Raw genomic sequence first — 21,514 nt, 5'->3', positions numbered from 1 at the left:
CGGGCTTTTCTTGAAGAGATAAACGGGTGGTTAACCCAGGTGTTCCTGATCCTGGATGATCGCGTTATCCAGGGTTTCCAGCAGCGCCTTGCGTACTTTCAACTTGGTATTCTTGTGCGCGAGCATGTTGATCTTCTTCAACTGACGCGCAGCGGCGAGGGCGGCAGCTTGCAGCTCCTCGGCGGCAACCACCTTGTCGAGGAAACCGGCATCTACAGCGCTTTGCGGATCGAACATCTCGCCGTTGATCACCGAGCGGTGGAACGCCGAGCGACGCAGACGATCACGCGCCAGTTCGATACCGGCGTGGTGCATGGTCATACCGATCTGCACTTCGTTCAGACCGATGCTGAACGGTCCGTCGACACCGATACGGTAATCGGCAGACAACAGAATGAAAGCGCCCTTTGCCACGGCATGACCCGGGCAAGCGACGATCACCGGAAACGGGTGGGAGAGCAGGCGACGCGCCAACGTCGACCCCGCAGTTACCAGTGCCACCGCCTCTTTAGGGCCGGCAGTCATCACTTTCAGGTCATAGCCGCCGGACAGAATCCCCGGCTGACCGGTAATGATCACGATGGCACGATCAGTTACCGCCTGATCCAGCGCCGCGTTGAATGCCGCAATCACGTCCGGAGAAATGGCATTGACCTTGCCGTTGCTCAAAGTCAGGGTCGCGATACCGTCTTCGAGGTGGTAGGAAATCAACTCACTCATGACGCTATTCCTTGTAAGAAAGATGGGCAGACGTTACCCACCGCCGCAGGCCAGGTAAAGCGCCGTGACTGACCCGCCAGTCACCGTTTCCCGGCCCGTCCAGCGTGGCGAGGCGTTCTGCTTCTATATAGAAGGGCCGCGCCCACCGAAGATTGGCCGGTTTGCCATGGGCTGCCAGCGGGCAAAACGACTTTTTCTCTTAACCGCATGAAAATTCTGAAAAAAAGTTTGCCATCGCAAAAGCTTTCGACTACATTAGCGCGCCTCGACAGACAGAACATGTTTGAAGAGATACGGTGAAGTGTCCGAGTGGCTTAAGGAGCACGCCTGGAAAGTGTGTATACAGGAAACTGTATCGAGAGTTCGAATCTCTCCTTCACCGCCACATTCAGTACACAAAACCCCTGATTTCGAAAGAAGTCAGGGGTTTTGTGGTTTCTGGCGTCTGGATTTTATTGGCAGCGGCGTGAAGTCCGCTTTGAGCCATTACAATCGCGAATTTATTCCTCCGTATAGGGACGACATCCATGATCATTTCCACCACTCATACCATTGAAGGTCGGCAAATCACGGCATACCTGGACATTGTCAGTGCCGAGTCGGTGCAGGGCGTCAATGTGATTCGTGACATGTTCGCCGGTATGCGCGATTTTTTCGGCGGACGTTCGCAGACGCTAGAGCGGGCTTTGAAGGAGGCGCGTGTTCAGGCCACCGAAGAAATCAGGGAGAGGGCGCGTGCTTTGCAGGCGGATGCAGTGGTCGGGGTGGACTTCGAGATCAGCATGCCTGGCGGGAAGGGCGGGATGGTTGTGGTGTTTGCGACGGGGACGGCGGTGAAATTGCGCTGAATGTCGATCGCTGGTCATGTGAGCCCGTCCAGATAATGGATGGGCTCTTTTTCTACGCCATCAGCCCTGTGGCTTGAGGATTACGGTGCCTCTCGAGTCGTAGGTCAGTGGTGTGTCGATGGCGACAAGAGTAGGCGTGTCCGAAGGTTGGCTCGGTTGCGCTGGCTCGCTTGGATGGTAAATGACACCAGGCTGCAGAATCGGCTTGTCCGGATACTTGATGGTGATTTCACCGGAAGCGATCTTGTCCTTGAGCAGTTCACCCCCGGCTTTGCCGGCAGCGATTTGTTCGTCCGTGAGCTTTACGACGGGTAGATTCGGGAATCCGTTGATTTGCATGTTCTCTCCTTGAGATTCATTTGTATGAAAAAGGGCAACGGCCTGTCGGCAGAATTCTTTAGCAAAGCAAGACCAGCGGTTCGTGGTCGAGTTTAATTTTTTTGAGGCCACTCGTCGGGCGCCAGCTAATCTGAATCACAAGTCCAAGAGTGACCAACTAGTCTCAAAAGCATTGGAGGTCGATATTTTTCAGGCAAAACGGGTTTTGCCGGTGTCGATCTGTTGCGAAGGGGCGAAGATATGACTGATCCGTATATCGAAGACGATGGCGCTGAATTTTCCTTCAACAACTGCGTACGGTGCGGCCAGACTGAGTATCAGTCTGGATTTGGCGAAGATCCAGTGCAGATCGGCAAGATCAAATCCACGGCACCCAAGGGACCGAAGGCGAAATTTCTCCCCAAGGTCACCACGCGAGCCAGAAAATAATCTTTGTCTGAATAACCCCGTCATCGATCGGGGTTTTTTATGACTGTGCGTTTGAAGAAATTTCTTACATTCGATGGCGGCAAAAATCAATTTGCTTTCACAAACTTTTCACGTCTGCCGCAGTAGGGTGAAGCCATCCGTTAGAAAGCAAGTCTCCAGCCCGTCTCCCCAGCGGGCTTTTTTTTGCCTGTCATAAAACCTTTTGCGGAATCGCTGTCCAATCGGCGCCATGTGCGCGAAGCCTCTGATTTCGTCTGGACTTTTGCGCGGCGACGGCATTAAATCCCGGCCCTTTTTGTCATCCCTATTTTGAGGTTTACGTCATGCGTTTAACACTGCCCGCTCTGGTTCTGGGGCTTCTGGTTGCTCAAGGTGCAATGGCTGCCGGTGATGGCACTGCGGCGCTGGGCGGTGGTTTGGGTGGCGCGCTGGGTAATGTCGTCGGCCAGAAAATGGGCGGCAGCACTGGCGCGGCCATTGGTGCTGGCGTAGCAGGCGCGGCGGGCAGCGCAGTGGCGGCGCGCAAGGGTAGCCGCACCAAAGCGGCGATTGGCGGCGGTGTCGGTGCAGCCGGTGGTTCGGTGATCGGCAACAGCCTGGGCGGCAAGACCGGCGCGACCATTGGTGCAGGCTTGGGTGGCGCGGCTGGCGGCGCAGTGGGCAGCAACTTGTCCAAAGGACACAAGCGTCACTGAGACTGATCGTTTATCAGAAAAAGCCCGGCTCGATGTCGGGCTTTTTCATGGCTGAACGTTTTCCCCGTTTGCGTCTCCAATCTCACATAGGCCCATGTCTGGGCGGACTGTCCCGCTTCGGGAACTGTGAGGTTCATATGCGCTTGTCATTATCTGCACTGTTTTTCGGTTTGCTGGTAGCACAAGGGGCGATGGCCGCTGGTGATGGCACCGCCGCTGTGGGTGGCGGCCTGGGCGGCGCGCTCGGCAATGTGGTCGGTGGACAACTCGGTGGCAGTACTGGCGCAGCGGTAGGTGCAGGCGTTGGCGGCGCGGCCGGCAGTGCCGTCGGGGCGAACAAACGCAATCGAACCGAAGCCGCCATTGGCGGTGGTCTCGGCGCGGCGGGCGGCTCGGTCGTCGGCAACAGCCTCGGCGGCTCGACCGGTTCGACCATTGGCGCTGGGTTGGGCGGCGCGGCCGGTGGTGCGGTCGGCAATAACCTCGGTGATGATGGCGGATCTCATTCGGGTGGTGGCCACAAGCACAAGAACAAGAACAAACATAAAAACCGCCATCATTGATGGATGGTTAAACGGAAACCCGGCATTTTGCCGGGTTTTTTGTATTTGCTCGTCAGACTTCGGAACGATTGGCTGTGGGGCTTTTCGAACGTCATACACGCCACGAGATGATGAGGTTTGCCATGACTCCCGAAACTGAGGGCAAGGAAGAGAAAGGTTCGAGTGGATTGCCGTTTATCAATGATCCGGGGAATGAGGATCCGGGGTCGCTGATGGATGATGCGACGGTGCCGCTGAATGATTCGGATGAGGCGGATATGGAGTATGAAGAGGATGAGGATGAGCAATAAGCTGTCTTGAGAGTCGAGCATGGCAGCGCACTGAATTTAAATATCCGGGGCCTATACTTCAGGCCCCTTGATTCTGATTGGTTTGCTTGCGAAAGTTAACGTTGGTAAAAATGTTGGAGCGGAAGAGGTCGCCGTTAATTTTTTGTTATTTCGCAGTTAAAGCATGGTTGACGCGTATATAAAGGTTGTCTGATGGCGACATTTTTTCTATTCGGCCTGATGAGATGTATTCTTTAAACTCCTCTTCAACTATTTTTTTATCGCAGTATTTTTTGTATTTAGATGGCCTGTCGCTAGCGTAAATGTAGAGGCGCCACACATCAAAGCCGTCGATTCTGTTGTCCGATCCATAGTCGAAGTCCACTGATTCTGATGGGAAATGAATGGCGCACCCTACGCCGTGCAGTTCATATTGAATTCCATTAGTTATTTCACCGCAACGTTCGATTTGCTTGCTCCGCCAAAGTCTTAAAATATTTCGAGTGCCGAATTTTTTTAGTAGTAACTCCGTGCCGTAGTCTACTTTTGAAAGAAAGTCATTTATTAGATCCTCAAGATTTTTATCGTCTGTGTTCATCTTCTTCTGTGATGCTCCAATCGGTCGTGTCCGACATTTTCAGCTGATTCAATTACTTCTTCGATGGTATTAAGTTCTCCTTTGTGTTCTCTGATGTTTGTGATCAATTTTATAGTTATAGGAGTAGCTGTTTGTTTTGCAGCCGCTGCACGGTGATGCCCATCTAGAATATAGAGGGTGCCCTGATGTTCCGCTACATCTATGGGATAGTTCATGTCGTACCCATCTGCTCGCATTGCATCCCTTATTTTTTCGACGTGTTTAGTTGATTTTTTCCCCATAATTGCGTGCGTTCGCTTCACTGAATGTGGGTCAACGCCATGAATCAAGCCCGGTAATTGTGGCTCACCCTCATCTACCTTAGCCCCAGCAACCCCACCCGGCACCTCACACCCAGGCTTATTCGGCGGCGGGCAGTTGGAGTTCAACCCCAACGGATCCACCCACCCCGTCGGATTCGGCACGTACTGGTACTGATTCAGCCCACCGGCCAACTTGATCGGATCCGGCGTCAGATACCGCCCCAGCCTCGGGTCGTAGTACCGGTGCCGGTTGTAATGCAGCCCACTTTCCGCATCGAAGTACTGTCCCTGAAAGCGCAGCGGCTGGTTCAGGTAGTCCTCGCCAGCCAGGGTCAGTGCGGCGATTTTGCCGTAGGCGTCGTATTGCGCGGACCAGACGATGTCGCCGCTGTAGTCGGTGAGTTCCTGCGGGGTGCCGAGGTGGTCGAGTTGGTAGTAGAACGGGCAGGCCTTTTTCGGGCCTTTGCCGTCGAGCAGGGCGAGCGGGCGGAAGGTGCCGGGTTCGTAGACGTAGCTGCGGTATTCGTTTTCGCTGCTTTCGGCGACGAGATGGTCGCCCTGCCAGAAGAACTCGGTGGTCTCGCCGCCGACGGTTTTACTGATGCGCCGGCCGAAGGCGTCGTAGCGGTAGCTGGCGGTTTGGCCGTCGGGGCGGGTCAGGCCGATCAGGCGGTGCTGGCTGTCGTAGCGGTATTCAGTGACGAGAGTCTGCGCGCGGCCGCGACGTTCGCGGATCAGGTTGCCGAAGGCGTCGTAGTCGTAGTGGCGGTCGCCCTGCATCAGCAGGCGGTTGCCCTTGATCTGGCTCGGGCCGGGGCGGTCCTGCATCAGCAGGTTGCCGGCCGGGTCGTGGGCGAAGGATTCCGGCAGTTCGTCACGTGAGTGGCGTACGCGGATGAGGCGGTCGAGGGCGTCGTAGCCGTAGGTGCGTTGGCCGTGGCGGCTGTCGGCGATGTGCGCGAGATTGCCGTTGGCGTTGTAGGCATAATCGCGGCGGAACAACGCATCGCGCTGATGGCCTACGGCGTGGGCGAGTAATCGTCCTTGATCGTCGTAGGTGTATTCGCTGAGCAGCAAACCCTGCTGGCGTTGCCGTTCGCGTCCGGACTGATAGACATGACGGGTCAGCGGCGTGCCGTTGAGGTCGATGTCGGTCAGCGCGCCACCCTTGGCGTGGCGGTAGTCGAGCACGCTGTCGTCCGGCAGGCGCATGCGCTTGAGCTGGCCGCAGGCATCGTAGCGGTAACGCAGGGAGCCCCAGCCTTGATGCTCGGTGATCAAACGGTCCTGACGGTCGTACTCGAAGGCCAGCGGGTGTTGCTGGCCGTCGTCGACCCCAATCAAACGGCCGAGGCGGTCGTATTGGTAGGTGACCTTGATGCCGTCGGGCAGGGTTTTGGCCAGAAGACGCCCGGCAGCATCGCGCTCATAAGCGGTAAGCAAACAAGAGCCGTCATCACCGAACTCGGTCTTCTCCAGCAGATGGCCGTTGAGGTCATAGGCGTACGCCGTGCGCCGACCATCAAAACCGCTTTCCTGGCGAATCAGCCCGGTCGGCGTGTAATCCAGCCGGTACTTTTCCCCGGACTCGTTTTCAATCTCGGTGAGCAGCAGTTGCGCATGGTCGTAGCGGTACTGCACCTGCGTGCCGTCGGGGTTGATCCGCCGCGAGACCAGGTGCAGGTCGTCGTCGTATTCGTAGCGGGTGATGCGCCCGAGTTCATCGCGCTCGGCAGTGACCTGACCGTAGGCGCCGTAGCTGTAGGCGCGGGTGCTGCCGGTAGGAAATGTCGTCTGGATCAGTCGGCCAACCGCATCCCAATGCTGACGGGTGACCGCACCGTGTTCGTCGGCGGTTGTGGTCCGTCGCCCCAGTGCGTCGTAGGAAAAACGCCGCACGCCGCCGTCGGGCAAGGTCTCTTCAATGAGTTGGCCGAGGGCATTCCAGACCAGCCGATGCCGGCTGCTGTCCGGGTAACGGATCGACAGCAACTGGCCACGAGTGTCGTAGTAGTAATGGGTAACCTGACCATCGGGATCGACCGCTTCGGTGACATCGCCCTCGGCATTGCGCCGGTAGATCCACACCGCGTCACCGCGAGAGCGTTTATGCAGGAAACCGTTGCGATACTCGTAGGACGTTGGCGCGTCAGCCGGCGGAATCAGCGCCACCAGCCGTCCGACCTCGTCGTAGCGGTATTCGGTGACCGCACCCAAGGCATCCTGTTCGGCGATCAACCGCCCCGAAGAGTCGTACGCCTTGAGCTGCTTGCCACCATCCGCTGAGACTTTACTCACCAGCCGCGCACGATCATCGTGGACGTAAGTCTCTTCGGTGCCATCGACGTAATGCACTGCGACACTGCCGTCGTCGTTCCAGACGTAACGCGTGTCCATCTGCGAAAACGACGCCCAGTGGCGCACGCAACGCGCAGCCTTGCCCGACCGTTCCCACTCCCAGAAGAAGCTCGCGCCGCCCGCCAGTTGTCGTTGCAGGATCACGTGAGCGTCGTCGTAGTCGTAACGCTCGCTGTCACCGACGGCGTTGCTGGCCTCGATCAGGTGTTGATAAGCGTCGTAGCGGTAACTGACCAGCGCCTGTTCAGTGCTCCAGGCACCGTCGCGAAACATCTGGTAATCCACACCGAGCAACTGCGCCCGGTCATAGCGCAACAACAGCGAACGCCCGGCGCCGTTGTCCAGTCGCTGCACCCGGTCAGAGCGATCGCGCTGCACCGTCAGACGGTTGCCATAGCTATCGCTGATCGCCGTCAGCCGTCCTGCGCGAAAGTGATAGAACCGCGCCGTTTCCCCGGCCAGCGCCAGGATCAGCTCTTCCGGTTCATCCCCCAGAAAGATCGCCGCCCGCGACAGGCTGTTGTGAATCGCCGGTCGTTCAACGCTCGGCACTGGAAAGCGGGTACGACGGTTTTCGTGATCGACCCAAACCACCTCATCAGCGAAAAACTCCAGCCGATGCGCCAGCGAATGACTCCAGCCAAACCCCAACCCGACATCGATTTCGGCGGCACTGCTGCGATACAACCGCGTGAACTCAAACGGCAACACGCCATCGAGCACCGCATCGCTCAGGGTCAGCAGTTCTTCACCGGTGACCATCGACACCGGGCAGCCGTTGGTGCAGGTGCGCGGCACGCAATCGGCGCTGTCGCCGTTGGGGTTTTTCGCCTGATCCGGCGAGTCGTCGTGAGGCTCATGCCGTTCCATTCGGCTCGAAGCGCCAGGCTTGTCCCGCACCACAGGCGCCGGATTCGGCACCGTCAACACCAGCGAATCGGCCTGACGAATGTTCAGCGGTATCGACGGTGTCGGTTTCAACTCAACGTCACGCGCGTGAAACATCAGTGGCTTCAACGCGCCCGCGTGTCTATTCAGCTCCGGCGCAGAAGTCAGTTCCGCCAACCGCAACGCGGATGCCGCCAACCACTCTCGAGCCCGGGGCGACTTGATCTTCGCCAGCACTTTGCTGCTCAAACGCAGTGGCACGCCGACGCCACCCGACAACGACGTCAGCAGAAGACCGATCAGCAGTTCGGCCCGAACCTCGGCCACCACTTCAGCCAGATACTGCGGCGGGAGCATCTTCAACCAACTGGTAAACGCGGCCAGATGAATGAACAGCAGCGGTTCGTCACTGAGGACCAGCAGACCGTTGGCAATGGCGTCGCTGGAGGCATTCAACAACGCCTCAAGCTCGGCCTCGCTGAGGTATTCCAGCAATTTTTCACTGTTGGCCTGCAAATCGGCGAGCAGGGCGAATACCTGGCGGATGTCATCCCAAACACCATTCAGTGCTTTCTCGAATCCACGCCAGTCGGCCTGTTGCAGCTGACCGTAACGCTCAAGAAATCCGGCGCTGGAAAACTCCGTCCACTGTGGTTGAAACCCTGCCCACTCAGCGCGCAGCCAGCCTTCCAGGCCTGCAACGACACCTTGATAAGAGGCATACAGAGCACGCACATGGTCGGTGGAAACATCGGGAAAGAAGGTGATGCGATAACGCTGGCCCCGATCGCAGTCGGTCACCTGCAGAATGCCGCTGGGGCCGATGGTGTAATGCAGCGCTTCGCCGAAAGTCAGCACGCCGCCGACATCGGCAAGCACCGGCTCGAGGGTCACCGGGGTATCGCCAATCGGCACAAACCGCGCGGCGTCGAACATGTGCACCAGCGTCAGCGCCCCGCTGGCCGGGCACATGACCACCGATGAACTGAGCGGCTGACGCGACTTGATCGGCGCGCTGAGGCGCACGTCGTTGCCGACAGTAAACACCTGCTCGACATCCAGCGCGGTCCCGGTCCAGAACTGCTCGGCCCAAGCGTCGTAGTGGTTCAGACACAGGTGAAACTCGCGGATCAGGTGTTCGAAGTCCGGCTCATCGGGATTCAAAGCAGCAACAACGAGCAGGCCGATGCTGTTGTTCAGGACCAGAAGCCGATCGGTTGGAAGCATTCGCAGTCTCTCGCGCACATCAAAAAGGTGCGGGGACTTTGCGGGGGATCAATCAGGAAAGAAGTCGGGCGAGTAGGCGTTATCTGTAGGATGTTTCGCTAAATATCTGCGAGTAGTTCATCGCCCAACAAACATTGCCCGTTGCTCAATGTCCGTCGCGCTCGTTATGCTGCTGAACCCTTTAATCAGATCCGCGTAGCGGCACCAACCGTGCCGCCCGGGATGTCTTTGTTAACGGATCCGATGATGAATGCACCGCTGAAGGCGTTCGGCCCGATCAAGGCCGTGATTTTCGATATGGACGGTTTGCTGCTGGACACCGAGGGCATTTACACCGAAGTCACCTCGCTGATTGCCCAGCGTTACGGGCGCACCTTCGACTGGAGCATCAAGCAGAACATCATTGGTCGCGGGGCCAACGATCTGGCCAATTACGTGGTGCAGGCACTGGATCTACCGATCACCGCCGAAGAATTTCTGGTGATTCGCGAGCCGCTGATGCGCGAGCGTTTTCCCACCGCACAAGCGATGCCGGGTGCCGAAGAGTTGATCCGCCATCTCAAGGCGCACAACATCCCGATTGCCGTGGGGACCAGTTCCTCGCGTCAGTCGTTCGGCCAGAAAACCACGCTGCACCGCGACTGGTTCGCGCTGTTCGATTTCATTGTCACGGCAGACGATCCGGAAGTTGGCGCGGCCAAACCGGCGCCGGATATCTTTCTGACCGCTGCCCGACGCCTGGGCGTGGCACCTGAGGATTGCCTGGTGTTCGAGGATTCACCGTTCGGTGTGACCGCCGCGAAAGCCGCCGGCATGACCGCGATCGCCATCCCCGATGCCGCCATGGCCGATGAAAAATACGCACACGCTGACGGGATTCTTCGTAGCCTGAAAGCGTTCACGCCAAGTGCCTGTGGCTTGCCGGCGCTGGAATGGGCGTAAACATCTGACAAAAAAACGCCGCCCCTGTGTAAACAGAGGGGCGGCGTTTTTCGTTCAGTCGACTCAGATAAATCAGGCGCCGAAACCACCGTCGATGGTCAGGCTGGCACCGGTGATGTAACCGGCTTCCGGGCCTGCCAGATAGGCAACGAAACTGGCGATTTCTTCGGCTTTGCCGTAACGACCGACCGCCATCAGCGGGATCAGGCTTTCGGCGAAATCACCGTGCGCCGGGTTCATGTCGGTATCGACCGGGCCGGGTTGCACGTTGTTGACGGTGATGCCACGAGGACCGAGGTCGCGGGCCAGACCTTTGGTCAAACCGACCAGCGCCGATTTGCTCATCGCATACACACCGCCGCCGGCGAAGGGCATGCGGTCGGCGTTGGTGCTGCCGATGTTGATGATGCGTGCGCCTTCGCCCATGTGTTTGGCGGCTTCCTGGGAAGCGATGAAAACGCTGCGAATGTTGATTGCCACGGTCTGGTCGAAATCTTCGAGTTTGAAGTCTTCCAGCGGTGCAACAGCCAGCACGCCAGCGTTGTTGACCAGAATGTCGAGGCGGCCAAAGGCTTCGACCGTGGCGCTGACGGCGTGGCGGATGGCGGCGGCATCGGCGCTGTCGGCCTTGATCGCCAGGGCTTTGCCGCCGTTGCTGGTGATGCTGTTCTGCAACTCTTCGGCTTTCGCCGCGGAGCTGACGTAAGTGAAGGCTACTGCAGCGCCTTCAGCGGCCAGACGTTTGACGATGGCTGCGCCGATACCACGGGAACCGCCTTGAATCAGAGCGACTTTGCCGCCGAGGTGTTGAGTGGTCATGTTCGATCTCCAGAGTGTTCAAGGCGGGAGTGCCTTGGTGTTGGTGGCGAGTATCGGCGTAGTATCGACAACTGTGTAGACCATGATTGCTATAGTCTGTGTAAACCAGAAGTTTATAGTGGCGATCATGGAAACCTTCAGCAGCATTGAATGCTTCGTGCGCAGTGCCGAAGTCGGCAGCTTTGCCGAGGCCGCACGACGCTTGAGTCTGACCCCGGCAGCCGTCGGCAAGAGCGTGGCCAAACTCGAGGTTCGGCTCGGCGTGCGGCTGTTCCAGCGTAGTACACGCAGCCTGACACTGACCGAGGCCGGACAACTGTTTCTGGATCAAGTCAGCGGTAGCCTGACCACCATTCAAAATGCCGTGGCCAATCTCTCCAGCGTCGAAGGGCTGCCGGCGGGAACGCTGAAAGTCAGCATGGGCGCCGCGTTTGGCTGTCTGCATATCGTGCCGATGCTGGGTGAGTTTCTGCAGCGCTACCCCGCGATCAATCCGGACTGGCATTTCGATAATCGACAGGTCGATCTGATCGCCCAGGGCTTTGATGCGGCCATCGGTGGCGGTTTCGAACTGCCGCAAGGCGTGATCGCGCGCAAGCTGAGTCCGGCGCACCGGATATTGGTCGCGTCTACCGACTATTTACAGGCCCATCCGCTGATTATCGAGCCGGATGACCTTAATCATCACGACGGCATTCTGATCCGCTCGCCGCAGACCGGACGCGTGCGTTCCTGGCAATTGACCGGACGCAATCCACAGAACTGTCAGCCGTTGATGCTCAAGGCGCGGATGACCATGAGTGATTCCGAGGCCGCTTGCAGGACAGCAGCGCAAGGCTTGGGAATTGCGCTGGTGAGTATGCCGTTTGCGGTGGGGTACTTGGAGGCGGGGACGTTGCAGCGGGTGTTGCCGGACTGGTTTGTCGATGATGGCAACATCTCGATCTATTACGCCGAACATAAGTTGTTGCCGGGCAAGACGCGGGCGTTTGTCGATTATGTGATTGAGCAGTTTGCGGAGCAGGGGTTGGCGCGGCGGTTCAGTGCTATCTGAGCAAGGTATCAGACCGAGGTGTGGCCTTCGCGAGCAGGCTCGCTCCCACATTTGGAGTGCACTTCCCCTGTGGGAGCGAGCCTGCTCGCGAATGGGTCGACTCGGTTTTCGCTGATGACCTCAGCGGGCAAACCGCCCCGGCCAGCCAATGATGTTCTTCGGCCGTGGCGTTGCATAAGTCCGCACTTTCGACGTCGACAAGCGCAAGCGCACCAGCGATTCCGCAATCGTCACCGCTGCTGTCACCCCGTCCACCACCGGCACGCCAGTGCGTCGACGAATCTGTTCATCCAGCCCGGCCATGCCACCGCAACCCAGGCAAATCACCTCGGCTTTGTCCTGCGTCACCGCCAGTTCAGCCTGATGCACGATCGCTTCCAGGGCGCGTTGTGGTTCGTGCTCCAACTCTAGAACGGCCAGACCACTGGCCCGAACAGAAGCACACCGATTCCACAGACCGGACAATTTCAGCCGATCCTCAATTAACGGCACGGTGCGATCCAGCGTGGTCACCACCGAATAGGCATGGCCGAGAAACATCGCCGTACTCGCCGCCGCATCAGTGATATCCACCACCGGCACATTGAGCAATTCCTGCAGGCCTTCGCGGCCGTGCTCGCCGTAACCGGCCTGAATCACCGCATCGAACGGCTGATCGTAAGACATCACCCGATCCATTACCGCGATGGCCGCCAGATAGCTTTCGAAGTTGCCTTCAATCGAGTCGGCACCGAAGTACGGTGTCAAACCGACGATTTCGGTACCGGGTGACGCAACAGCCTGCGCCGAGCGGGCGATGGCTTCGGTGATGGATTCGGTGGTGTTGACGTTGGCCACGAGAATACGCATGGGGAAATCCTTATAGCGGGCAGTTCTGCGGCCCGAAGTCCGGGCCGCGAGGGAGTTAATGGCAGACGTTGTCGACAGCGATCGATTCGCCGCTGATGTCGGCGTAGTGCGGTTGGCGTTTGGCGATGATCAGATAGAGCATTCCGGCGATCCCGGCGCCGATCAGCCAGGAGAACGGCGAGACACTGTGGAAACCCGGGACCAGCGCCAGGACGATGGCAATCAACGCCGCAGGAATAAACGCCGCCACCGCGCGGAAATTGACGCCTCGGCTGTAGTAATAGGCGCCGTTGGGATCTTCGCTGTAGAGCTGCGGCACGTTGATCCGGCCTTTGCGGATCAACCAGTAGTCGACCATGATCACGCCGTACAACGGGCCGAGCAGGGCGCCGAGGCCAGACAGGAAGTACACGATCACCAACGGGCTGTTGTAGAGATTCCACGGCAGGATCAACACGGCGATGGTGGCGCTGATCAGCCCGGCGCGGCGGAAGGTCAGGTACTTCGGCGCCAGGTTGCTGAGCACGAAGGCCGGGGCGACGAAGTTGGCCATGATGTTCACCGCCACGGTGACGATCAGGAACGCCAGGCAACCGAGTACCAGAAAGAAGGTGTTGGGAATCGAGGCAATGATCTCGGTCGGGCTCTCGATGATCCGGCCATTGATCTGAAATTGCGCACCGCACAGCAGGACGGTAATCGCAGCGAACACCAGAATATTCACCGGCAAACCCCAGAAGTTTCCTACCTTGATGGTCTTGCGGCACGGCGAAGAGCGGGCGAAGTCGCAGAAATTCAGAATCAGCGTGCCGTAGATCGCCAGCCACAACGCGCCGCCGGCAAAGATGTTGCGCCACATCTCGCCACCGGTCAGCGGTTCGCGGATCGACCAGGCGATGGTCGCGTCCGCCTGGAAGTACATCCACGCGGCGAGGGCGGCCACGGTCAACAGAATCACCGGCCCGGCAAACGCTTCATAACGGCGAACCATCTCCATGCCATAGGCCAGAATCGCCAGTTGCACGAACCAGATCGCCACGAAGCACACCCAACCCAGCGTCGACAGGCCAAGAATCGAGTCGTGGTCGTACTCGGCGAAGCCCGGATGCACGGCAGTCAGCAGTACGCGGAAAACCACTGACGCCAGATACGTCTGAATCCCGAACCAGGCAATGGCGATTACTGCCCGGATCAGTGCAGGAATTTGCGCGCCGTGGATGCCGAAACTGATCCGGCTGATCACCGGAAACGGCACGCCGGTTTTCTGCCCCATGTAACCGGACAGGTTCATGAAGAAGTACACCAGCGCCGCGCCGATCCCCAGCGACAGCAGAATCTGCCAGCCACCCAGACCCAGGGCGTAGAGGCCGATGGCGAACGAGTAGTTGGCGATGTTGTGCACGTCATTCGTCCACAGGGCGAAGATGCTGTATTTGCCCCAGCGCCGACCTTCGGCCTTGGTCGGCGCGAGATCATTGTTGTGCAGGCGCGGACTGAGTTGTAACGGCTCGCTCAGACCGTCATGAGGTAACGGTTGAGCGGGGACAGAGGCGGGCAGATTCAGCGCGATGTTGTTGGAGAGACTTGTACGCATTCCGGCAGGCTCCTGATGTTCAAGGCTGCGATGACTGTGCATAAGCCGTCAGGCTCGACAAATCTTCGTCGCAGCAGTGAAAGCATCACTGGTTACGGGGCATCTGCAGCCTGTACGGGATAGGGCGCTTCAGGCTTGCGGATCGAAAGTGGTTTTATGTTTTGCAGTTTTGTATACAAAACATGCATGCACCAAAGCCAGATTTGTGCCAGTTGCGGATCTATAGGCGGCCGTGTTCATTTCGAAAAATTATCGATGAGTGCTAAGTCTTTGAAATTGGCTGGTTAAAAATTGACCGTTCGAACAGGTATTTATTTTTGGCGGGGGATTTTGATGGCGGGCGGAGGCGAGGTGCTTTTGGCAGGGATGTAACTTTTCAGGGCGCTGAAAGTAAAAAGTGCACACATAAATGGCACCGATGGTGACATTCGTGTGTACACATTTATGGAGTCGCTACAAATCCATGTAGGAGTGAGCCTGCTCGCGATAGCGGTGTATCAGCCAAAAAATTCATCGACTGAGACACCGCTATCGCGAGCAGGCTCACTCCTACAGGGGGAAATCAGCGCGGCAGGGAGTTACGCTTTGCTAATGATATTCCCGGCATGCAACCCGCATTCTTTCTGCGTCGCCTCTTCCCACCACCAGCGGCCTTCGCGCTCGTGCTGGTTCGGCAGGACAGGGCGGGTGCACGGTTCGCAGCCGATGCTGATAAAGCCGCGCTCATGCAGGCTGTTGTACGGCAGCTCGAGCATGCGGATGTAACCCCAGATCTCTTCGCTGGTCATCTGCGCCAGCGGGTTGAACTTGTACAGGGTGCGCTCCGGGGTGGAGAACGCGGTATCGATTTCCATCACCGCCACGGCGCTACGAGTGCCCGGGCTCTGGTCGCGGCGCTGGCCGGTTGCCCAGGCGTTGACGGCGGACAGTTTGCGCCGCAAAGGTTCGATCTTGCGGATGCCGCAGCATTCGCCGTGGCCGTCCTTGTAGAAACTGAACAGGCCTTTTTCCTTCACGAACGGTTCCAGTTTCGTGTAGTCCGGCGACACCAGTTCGATGTCGATCTTATAGTGCTCGCGCACCTGATCGATGAAGCGGTAGGTCTCCGGGTGCAGACGGCCGGTGTCGAGGCTGAACACCTTGACGTTCTTGTTGAGCTTCCAGGCCATGTCCACCAGCACCACATCTTCGGCGCCGCTGAAAGATATCCACAAGTCATCGCCGAACTCGGCAAACGCGAGTTTGAGAATGTCTTGCGCGGATTTGTTGGCATAGGTCGTGGCGAGTTCCACGACGTCGAACGTTGCACTCATCAGGGCGGCTTCCTACAGGTCGGTGGCGCTGGGCGCTCTATATGGGGCTGATGGTAACAAAAAGCTGCACGGCTCGGGGGCCTGCCGTGCGTTGCGCGTCTGCCTGTGAGTCGCTAGAGTTCGGCATCGCTCGACTCAAATAATCAATACAAACGGGAGTGTCTTGTGGAAATTGCTTGCCTGGATCTTGAAGGGGTGTTGGTGCCGGAAATCTGGATCGCCTTCGCCGAAAAAACCGGAATCGAATCCCTCAAGGCCACCACCCGGGACATTCCCGATTACGACGTGCTGATGAAGCAACGTTTGCGCATCCTCGATGAGCACGGTTTGAAGCTGTCGGACATTCAGGAAGTGATCGCCACACTGAAGCCGCTGGACGGCGCGGTGGAGTTCGTCAACTGGCTGCGCGAACGCTTTCAGGTGGTGATTCTGTCGGATACGTTTTACGAGTTTTCACAGCCGCTGATGCGCCAGTTGGGCTTCCCGACCTTGCTTTGCCATCGCCTGATCACTGACGAAACCGGGCGGGTGACCAGCTATCAGTTGCGTCAGAAAGATCCCAAGCGCCAGTCGGTGCTGGCGTTCAAAAGCCTGTATTACCGGGTGATTGCAGCGGGGGATTCGTATAACGACACGACGATGCTGGGCGAGGCGGATGCGGGGATTCTGTTCCACGCGCCGGAGAATGTGATTCGCGAGTTCCCGCAGTTCCCCGCGGTGCACACCTTTGCCGAGTTGAAGCAGGAGTTCCTTAAGGCCTCAAACCGCGACCTCAGCCTGTAAACCCAACCACCTGACGATCATTCCCACGCTCTGCGTGGGAATGCCTCAACGGACGCTCCGCGTTCGGCTTTGGATGGGACGCGGAGCGTCCCGGGCTGCATTCCCACGCGGAGCGTGGGAACGATCATTACTCAGAGGTTTTGCAGGGTTTCGAGGAGGATTCTGACTTTGGTGATCGACTCCTGATACTCAGCCTGCCAATCCGAGTCAGCGACAATCCCGCCACCGCCCCAGCAACACACCTGCCCATCCTTGACCAACAGACTGCGAATCGCGATGGAGCTGTCCATCTCGCCGCGCACGTCCAGGTACAGCAACGAGCCGCAATACAACCCGCGCCGGGTCGGCTCCAGTTCATCGATGATCTGCATTGCACGAATCTTCGGCGCGCCGGTGATCGAGCCGCCGGGGAAACTGCCGGCAATCAAATCCAGTGCGTCGCGATCATCGGCCAGTTCACCGGTGACGCTACTGACCAGGTGATGCACGTTCGGATAGCTTTCCAGGCTGAACAACTCCGGCACCCGCACCGAACCGATGCGGCAAGTGCGGCCGAGGTCGTTGCGCAGCAGGTCGACGATCATCAGGTTTTCCGCACGATCCTTGGGGCTGGCCAGCAGTTCGGCGGCGTTCGCGGTATCTTCGGCTGGCGTCAGGCCACGCGGGCGAGTGCCTTTGATTGGCCGGGTTTCCACCTGACGCTGGCTGACTTTGACGAAGCGCTCCGGCGACAGGCTCAACACGGCGCCGCCGTCGGGCAGGCTCTGGAAACCGGAGAACGGCGTTGGGCAGGCCTTGCGCAATGCGCAGTAAGCCAGCCATGGGTCGCCCTGGCACGAAGCGCGGAAGCGTTGGGCGAAGTTGACCTGATAGCAGTCGCCGGCCTGGATGTAATGCTGAATGCGTTCGAAGGCTTGGCGGTAGTTGTCAGCCGAGAGATCGGCGGTCATTGGCTGGTTCAGTTTGAACGGCGCCATCAACTCGACAAGCGGCTGACTGAACAGCGCGATCAGCCGCTGTTTCTCGCTATCGATCACGGATGGATGAAACACCAGTTGGCTGCTGGCCGTCTGGTGATCGCTGATCAGTGCCCAGGCGTACAGGCCAAAACGTGCATCCGGTAATTGCAGATCATCGCGGGCCTGGCTCGGCAGGTTTTCCAGATGGCGGCCGAAGTCGTAGCTCAGATAGCCGATCAAACCGCCGGCGAAGGGCAGGTCGAAACCCGTTGGCAAATCAGCTTCGCCGAGGCGATTCAGATTGTCGCGCAGACGCTGCAGGAAGTGATCGCCGCTTTCGTCCGGCATTACCGCCAGTTGTTCCAGCGGCCAGGCGCTGAGCAGGTCATAACGGCCACGGTCGGCACTCGGTCGGCCGCTGTCGAGCAGCACGGCGCCAGGCGCGTTGCGGATGGCCGCGAAATAGTCGGCGGGATTGGCGCGGTAGGGCAGCGGGTGTACGGAGCAGGTCAACATGGGCGGGGCAGATCGGCCGTTGAGGCGGGGTGGGGATTGTAGTCCTCTCTCGGCTGTCAGATCAAAATCAAAAGCCTACCCCCTCACCCCAGCCCTCTCCCCCAAGGGGGGCGAAGGGGAAAGGGAGCAGATCGGGGGCTTTTCCAAACTTGGGTTCGGCTCGATATCTTGGGGGATGGAGCCGATCTGCATGCTTTTCAAGGCCAGGGTTCGGCTTGATATTTTGGGGGAAGGGAGCAGATCTCCATGCCTTTCAAGCCTGAGTTCGACTCAAGACGTTCAGGTCGGCGTACCTCCAACATCCACCTCGGTCAGTCCCCTCTCCCTTTGGGAGAGGGTTAGGGTGAGGGGCTCTTCAGCTTTTAGCCCTCGACAGCAGGAATATGCCCAAACATTTCCTGGGTAAACGCCACCCGCTCTTCAACCGATTCCGTCACCCCACGCGCCTTCAGCTCTTCCAGTCGCGCTTCCACCGCGTGCGTGCGCAATGTCAGCCCACAGTCATTGGCGATCTGGATATTCAGCCCCGGCCGCGCATTCAGCTCCAGAATCAGCGGACCTTTCTCCTGATCGAGCACCATGTCCACGCCGATATAGCCCAACCCGCACAGCTCATAACAGCCCGCGGCGAGTTTCATGAAACCGTCCCAGTAGGGCAGTTGCACGCCGTCCACCGCATTGGTGGTGTCCGGGTGTTTGGTGATGATGTTGTTCAGCCAGGTGCCGCGCAGGGTCAAACCGGTCGCCAGATCGACACCCACGCCAATCGCGCCCTGGTGCAGGTTGGCCTTGCCGCCCGACTGCCGGGTCGGCAGGCGCAGCATCGCCATCACCGGATAACCCATCAGCACTATGATGCGGATGTCCGGCACACCTTCGTAGCTGATGCTTTTGAAGATCTGATCCGGGGTCACGCGGTATTCGATCAGCGCCCGGTCACGATGGCCGCCCAGCGAATACAGGCCAGTGAGGATGCTCGAGATGTGATGCTCAAGCTCTTCGTGGGCGAGGATTTTGCCCGATACCGTGCGATAGCGACCTTCGAAACGGTCGGCGATGACAATGATGCCGTCACCGCCAGCGCCTTGGGCCGGTTTGATCACGAAGTCGCTGCGCCCGCCGATGATCTCGCCGAGCTTGTCGATTTCCTTCTCGGTGGAAATCACGCCATACAGCTCTGGCACGTGAATGCCGGCCGCGATGGCGCGCTCCTTGGTGATGATCTTGTCATCGACGATCGGGTACAGGCTGCGCTTGTTGTACTTGAGCACGTAGTCGGCGTTACGCCGATTGATGCCCATGATGCCCCGCGCCTCGAGGGCCTTCCAGGTCTTCCAGAAACCGAACATCAGGCGTCAGCCTTCTTCAGGAAAGCCTTGAAACGCACCAGTTCGGTCAGGCGGTAGCCGCGATAGCGACCCATCGCCAGCATGAAACCGACCAGAATCAGCAGGATCGCCGGGAAGGTGAACACGAAGTACACCAGCTCAGGCACGGTCATGATCAGGTGCGCCAGAGAAGCGGCGAACAGCGTGCCGATCGCGACTTTCATCGCATGGCTGGCGCCGCGCTCTTCCCAGGTGATCGACAGGCGTTCGATGGTCATGGTCAGAATCACCATCGGGAACAGCGCCACCGACAGACCACGTTCCAGCCCGAGCTTATGGCTGAACAGGCTGATCGCCGCGATCAACACCACGACAAAGGTCAGCACCACCGAGAGTCGCGGCAGCATTTGCAGCTTCAGGTGTTCCAGGTACGAACGTAGCGACAGACCCAGCGCGGTGATCACGGTAAACAGCAGAATGCCGAAGCCCAGCTGCGTTTCGCGGAAGGCGAGGGCGATCAGTACCGGGGTGAACGTGCCGAGGGTCTGCAGGCCGATCAGGTTGCGCAGGATCAGGATCACCAGCACACCGATCGGGATCATCACCATGATCATGAACGTCTGTTGGGTCTGCAGCGGCAGGCCGTACAGCGAGTATTCGAGGAAGTTGGCGTCGGTGTTTTCGTCGGTCAGCTTGGCCAGACGAATCGCGTTCATCTCGCTGTTATTCAGGCTGAAGGTCACGTTGGCCTTCTTGCCGCCATCGACGGTGATCAGGTTCTCATCGCCGGTCCACCACAGCAGACGGTCGGTCGGCAGGCCTTGTTCGCCGGTTTCCGGATTGAAGTACAGCCAGTCGTTGCCGTTGAAGCTGCGCAGCCACAGTTCAGGCGTTTGCGGCTGGTCGGCGACGAGGCGGATGGTGTGGACTTTTTCCACCGGCACGTGGGCGATGGACAACAGCAGTTCAACGATTTTGGCTTTGTGCGGCGTCGACGGATCGCCGGCCAGCAGCAGTTTCACGTTGTCGTCGTTAACGTTGTTGACGCGTTTGATCGCCTCGCCAATAAACGTTTCGACGTCGGCGGAATGCTGGCGGATCGGCGCGAGCAGGGCTTCGGCGGCGATTTTCTCCGGGCCTTCGATGACCATGCTGTCGCGGAAGGTCGGGCCTTTGATCTTGGATTTTTCCGCGGTGTAACGCTTGGTCAGCACCAGACGGTAATAAAGCGTCTGATTCCCTTTGGCCCGGCGCGCCGACCAGGTGACCTTGCGGTTGCCGTCGACGCGGTTCACGGCGACGCCGTAGTTATTGGAGATAAAACTCTCGTTGAGGCTGACGTAATCGCGGCTCAACGGCGGCACGAACATCTGGATCTTCACCGGATCCTTGGTGCTGGCGACGAATTCGACCTTGGCGTCGATGTTCCACAAGTCGTCGGTCGCATCTTCGGTCACCGGGATGCCGAGCACGAAAATCTGATAGGCCGTAACCGAAACGCCCAGGAGCACCAGAATGGTGATCAGGATTTTCAGGTGGAAGGTTAGAGAACGCATGGAAATTACTCGGCGGTATGAGCGGCGATGGTGCAGGCGGGTTTGCCGGCAGCGTATTTAAGACTGGGGTCGACCAGCGCGTCGAAGCGTTTCAGCGCCTCGGAGCCAATCAAAAGCGGGTATTGGAACGCACTTCGGTCGGTCAGGTTCACTTCGATGCTGCGCAGCGCTGATCCCATGCAGATATCCAGCTCGATCACCGGACGGGCGGTGTACTTCTTGCCTTCTTCCGGGTCGTAGTCGCCGGCGCGGCGCTTGATCTTGCTGACCCGCGCCAGCGGCCGTTCGATCGGGTGCGAATGCGCGGCGTCGATGGCCAGGTAGAAGCGCACCCAGGACTCACCGTTGCGTTTAAAGCGTTTGATGTCGCGGGCACTCAGCGAGGCGGTTTTCGCCCCGGTGTCGAGTTTGGCCGCGACTTCCAGATTGATGCCGTCAAGCGAAGCGTATTCGTTGAGGCCGTACACGGTTTTTTCCCCCGCGGCGGCGAGGCCGGGCAGGCAAAACAGGGCAAAGAATGTGGGGAAAGGCTTGAGTCTCATAAATCCTGGTGCGCAGCGTTCCG

The 21,514-nt window shown here is 58.6% G+C and carries 20 protein-coding genes and 1 tRNA gene; 9 read left to right on the top strand and 12 right to left on the bottom strand.

Features of this window, described 5'->3' with window-relative positions:
- Positions 1-30: 30 nt before the first annotated feature.
- Positions 31-720: a crotonase/enoyl-CoA hydratase family protein gene (locus tag ACM6JQ_RS06275; protein ID WP_007914074.1), complete on the bottom strand. Its 690-nt coding sequence runs from the start codon at positions 718-720 to the stop codon at positions 31-33.
- A gap of 295 nt (positions 721-1,015) precedes the next feature.
- Here ACM6JQ_RS06275 and ACM6JQ_RS06270 point away from each other — a divergent pair.
- Positions 1,016-1,105 (top strand) — tRNA-Ser (locus tag ACM6JQ_RS06270).
- Positions 1,106-1,247: 142 nt separating this feature from the next.
- Complete coding sequence (locus ACM6JQ_RS06265) at positions 1,248-1,568, top strand: YbjQ family protein (RefSeq protein WP_007914076.1); 321 nt, start codon at positions 1,248-1,250, stop codon at positions 1,566-1,568.
- A gap of 60 nt (positions 1,569-1,628) precedes the next feature.
- Here the strand turns inward: ACM6JQ_RS06265 and ACM6JQ_RS06260 are convergent, their stop codons facing one another.
- Positions 1,629-1,907, bottom strand: coding sequence for a hypothetical protein (locus ACM6JQ_RS06260; protein WP_007914077.1), 279 nt, complete (start codon positions 1,905-1,907; stop codon positions 1,629-1,631).
- Between the two features lie 240 nt (positions 1,908-2,147).
- On the opposite strand from ACM6JQ_RS06260, the gene ACM6JQ_RS06255 reads away from it, so the two are divergent.
- From ACM6JQ_RS06255 to ACM6JQ_RS06240, 4 genes are all read left to right on the top strand, one after another.
- On the top strand, positions 2,148-2,336 hold the full coding sequence (locus ACM6JQ_RS06255; protein ID WP_095114355.1) for a hypothetical protein: 189 nt from the start codon (positions 2,148-2,150) through the stop codon (positions 2,334-2,336).
- Between the two features lie 323 nt (positions 2,337-2,659).
- Positions 2,660-3,031: a glycine zipper domain-containing protein gene (locus ACM6JQ_RS06250; RefSeq protein WP_007914079.1), complete on the top strand. Its 372-nt coding sequence runs from the start codon at positions 2,660-2,662 to the stop codon at positions 3,029-3,031.
- Positions 3,032-3,168: 137 nt separating this feature from the next.
- A complete protein-coding gene (locus tag ACM6JQ_RS06245; RefSeq protein WP_095124920.1) occupies positions 3,169-3,594 on the top strand; it encodes a glycine zipper domain-containing protein in 426 nt (141 codons plus the stop codon).
- A 122-nt stretch (positions 3,595-3,716) separates the two neighbouring features.
- Positions 3,717-3,884: a hypothetical protein gene (locus ACM6JQ_RS06240; protein ID WP_007914082.1), complete on the top strand. Its 168-nt coding sequence runs from the start codon at positions 3,717-3,719 to the stop codon at positions 3,882-3,884.
- Between the two features lie 145 nt (positions 3,885-4,029).
- Here ACM6JQ_RS06240 and ACM6JQ_RS06235 read toward each other — a convergent pair whose 3' ends face one another.
- Both ACM6JQ_RS06235 and ACM6JQ_RS06230 read right to left on the bottom strand, forming a co-directional pair.
- Entirely contained in the window at positions 4,030-4,461 is a 432-nt protein-coding gene (locus ACM6JQ_RS06235) for a DUF6896 domain-containing protein (protein ID WP_414893409.1), read from the bottom strand.
- Positions 4,458-9,236: an RHS repeat-associated core domain-containing protein gene (locus ACM6JQ_RS06230; protein WP_414893408.1), complete on the bottom strand. Its 4,779-nt coding sequence runs from the start codon at positions 9,234-9,236 to the stop codon at positions 4,458-4,460. Before ACM6JQ_RS06230 ends, ACM6JQ_RS06235 begins: the two co-directional genes overlap by 4 nt.
- 246 nt (positions 9,237-9,482) lie before the next feature.
- Here ACM6JQ_RS06230 and ACM6JQ_RS06225 point away from each other — a divergent pair, with 246 nt between their 5' ends.
- A complete protein-coding gene (locus ACM6JQ_RS06225; protein ID WP_007916451.1) occupies positions 9,483-10,178 on the top strand; it encodes an HAD-IA family hydrolase in 696 nt (231 codons plus the stop codon).
- Positions 10,179-10,250: 72 nt separating this feature from the next.
- Here the strand turns inward: ACM6JQ_RS06225 and ACM6JQ_RS06220 are convergent, their stop codons facing one another.
- Positions 10,251-10,997: a 3-oxoacyl-ACP reductase family protein gene (locus ACM6JQ_RS06220; protein ID WP_007916450.1), complete on the bottom strand. Its 747-nt coding sequence runs from the start codon at positions 10,995-10,997 to the stop codon at positions 10,251-10,253.
- A gap of 127 nt (positions 10,998-11,124) precedes the next feature.
- Here ACM6JQ_RS06220 and ACM6JQ_RS06215 point away from each other — a divergent pair, with 127 nt between their 5' ends.
- Complete coding sequence (locus ACM6JQ_RS06215; RefSeq protein ID WP_414893407.1) at positions 11,125-12,051, top strand: LysR family transcriptional regulator; 927 nt, start codon at positions 11,125-11,127, stop codon at positions 12,049-12,051.
- Positions 12,052-12,171: 120 nt separating this feature from the next.
- Here ACM6JQ_RS06215 and ACM6JQ_RS06210 read toward each other — a convergent pair whose 3' ends face one another.
- From ACM6JQ_RS06210 to ACM6JQ_RS06200, 3 genes are all read right to left on the bottom strand, one after another.
- On the bottom strand, positions 12,172-12,900 hold the full coding sequence (locus ACM6JQ_RS06210; RefSeq protein ID WP_414893406.1) for an aspartate/glutamate racemase family protein: 729 nt from the start codon (positions 12,898-12,900) through the stop codon (positions 12,172-12,174).
- 55 nt (positions 12,901-12,955) lie between these two features.
- A complete protein-coding gene (locus tag ACM6JQ_RS06205) occupies positions 12,956-14,494 on the bottom strand; it encodes an NCS1 family nucleobase:cation symporter-1 (protein WP_123374751.1) in 1,539 nt (512 codons plus the stop codon).
- Between the two features lie 578 nt (positions 14,495-15,072).
- Positions 15,073-15,807, bottom strand: a complete 735-nt coding sequence (locus ACM6JQ_RS06200) for a phosphoadenylyl-sulfate reductase (RefSeq protein ID WP_414893405.1) — start codon at positions 15,805-15,807, stop codon at positions 15,073-15,075.
- A gap of 165 nt (positions 15,808-15,972) precedes the next feature.
- Between ACM6JQ_RS06200 and thrH the strand changes: the two genes are divergently transcribed.
- Entirely contained in the window at positions 15,973-16,590 is a 618-nt protein-coding gene (gene thrH / locus ACM6JQ_RS06195) for a bifunctional phosphoserine phosphatase/homoserine phosphotransferase ThrH (RefSeq protein WP_007916444.1), read from the top strand.
- A gap of 131 nt (positions 16,591-16,721) precedes the next feature.
- Here the strand turns inward: thrH and pabB are convergent, their stop codons facing one another.
- The 4 genes from pabB to ACM6JQ_RS06175 all read right to left on the bottom strand — a co-directional run bounded on the left by pabB (position 16,722) and on the right by ACM6JQ_RS06175 (position 21,491).
- Positions 16,722-18,065 carry an aminodeoxychorismate synthase component I gene (gene pabB, locus ACM6JQ_RS06190; RefSeq protein ID WP_007916442.1) on the bottom strand — a complete coding sequence of 448 codons (1,344 nt, stop codon included), beginning with the start codon at positions 18,063-18,065 and terminating at the stop codon, positions 16,722-16,724.
- Positions 18,066-18,427: 362 nt separating this feature from the next.
- The gene (locus ACM6JQ_RS06185) at positions 18,428-19,414 is read right to left on the bottom strand and encodes an alpha-L-glutamate ligase-like protein (protein WP_095189425.1); all 987 of its coding nucleotides are present in this window, start codon (positions 19,412-19,414) and stop codon (positions 18,428-18,430) included.
- Positions 19,414-20,949: an inactive transglutaminase family protein gene (locus ACM6JQ_RS06180; protein ID WP_007916437.1), complete on the bottom strand. Its 1,536-nt coding sequence runs from the start codon at positions 20,947-20,949 to the stop codon at positions 19,414-19,416. The genes ACM6JQ_RS06185 and ACM6JQ_RS06180 overlap by 1 nt, the downstream gene beginning before the upstream one ends.
- A gap of 5 nt (positions 20,950-20,954) precedes the next feature.
- Complete coding sequence (locus ACM6JQ_RS06175; RefSeq protein WP_007916436.1) at positions 20,955-21,491, bottom strand: ATP-dependent zinc protease; 537 nt, start codon at positions 21,489-21,491, stop codon at positions 20,955-20,957.
- Positions 21,492-21,514: the final 23 nt, after the last annotated feature.

Origin of the sequence: Pseudomonas sp. IT-232MI5 (genome assembly GCF_949767845.1) — a bacterium.
Classification (GTDB): Bacteria; Pseudomonadota; Gammaproteobacteria; order Pseudomonadales; family Pseudomonadaceae; genus Aquipseudomonas.
Note: the sequence above shows the minus strand (reverse complement) of the source record. Positions and strands in the feature narration are given on the sequence as shown.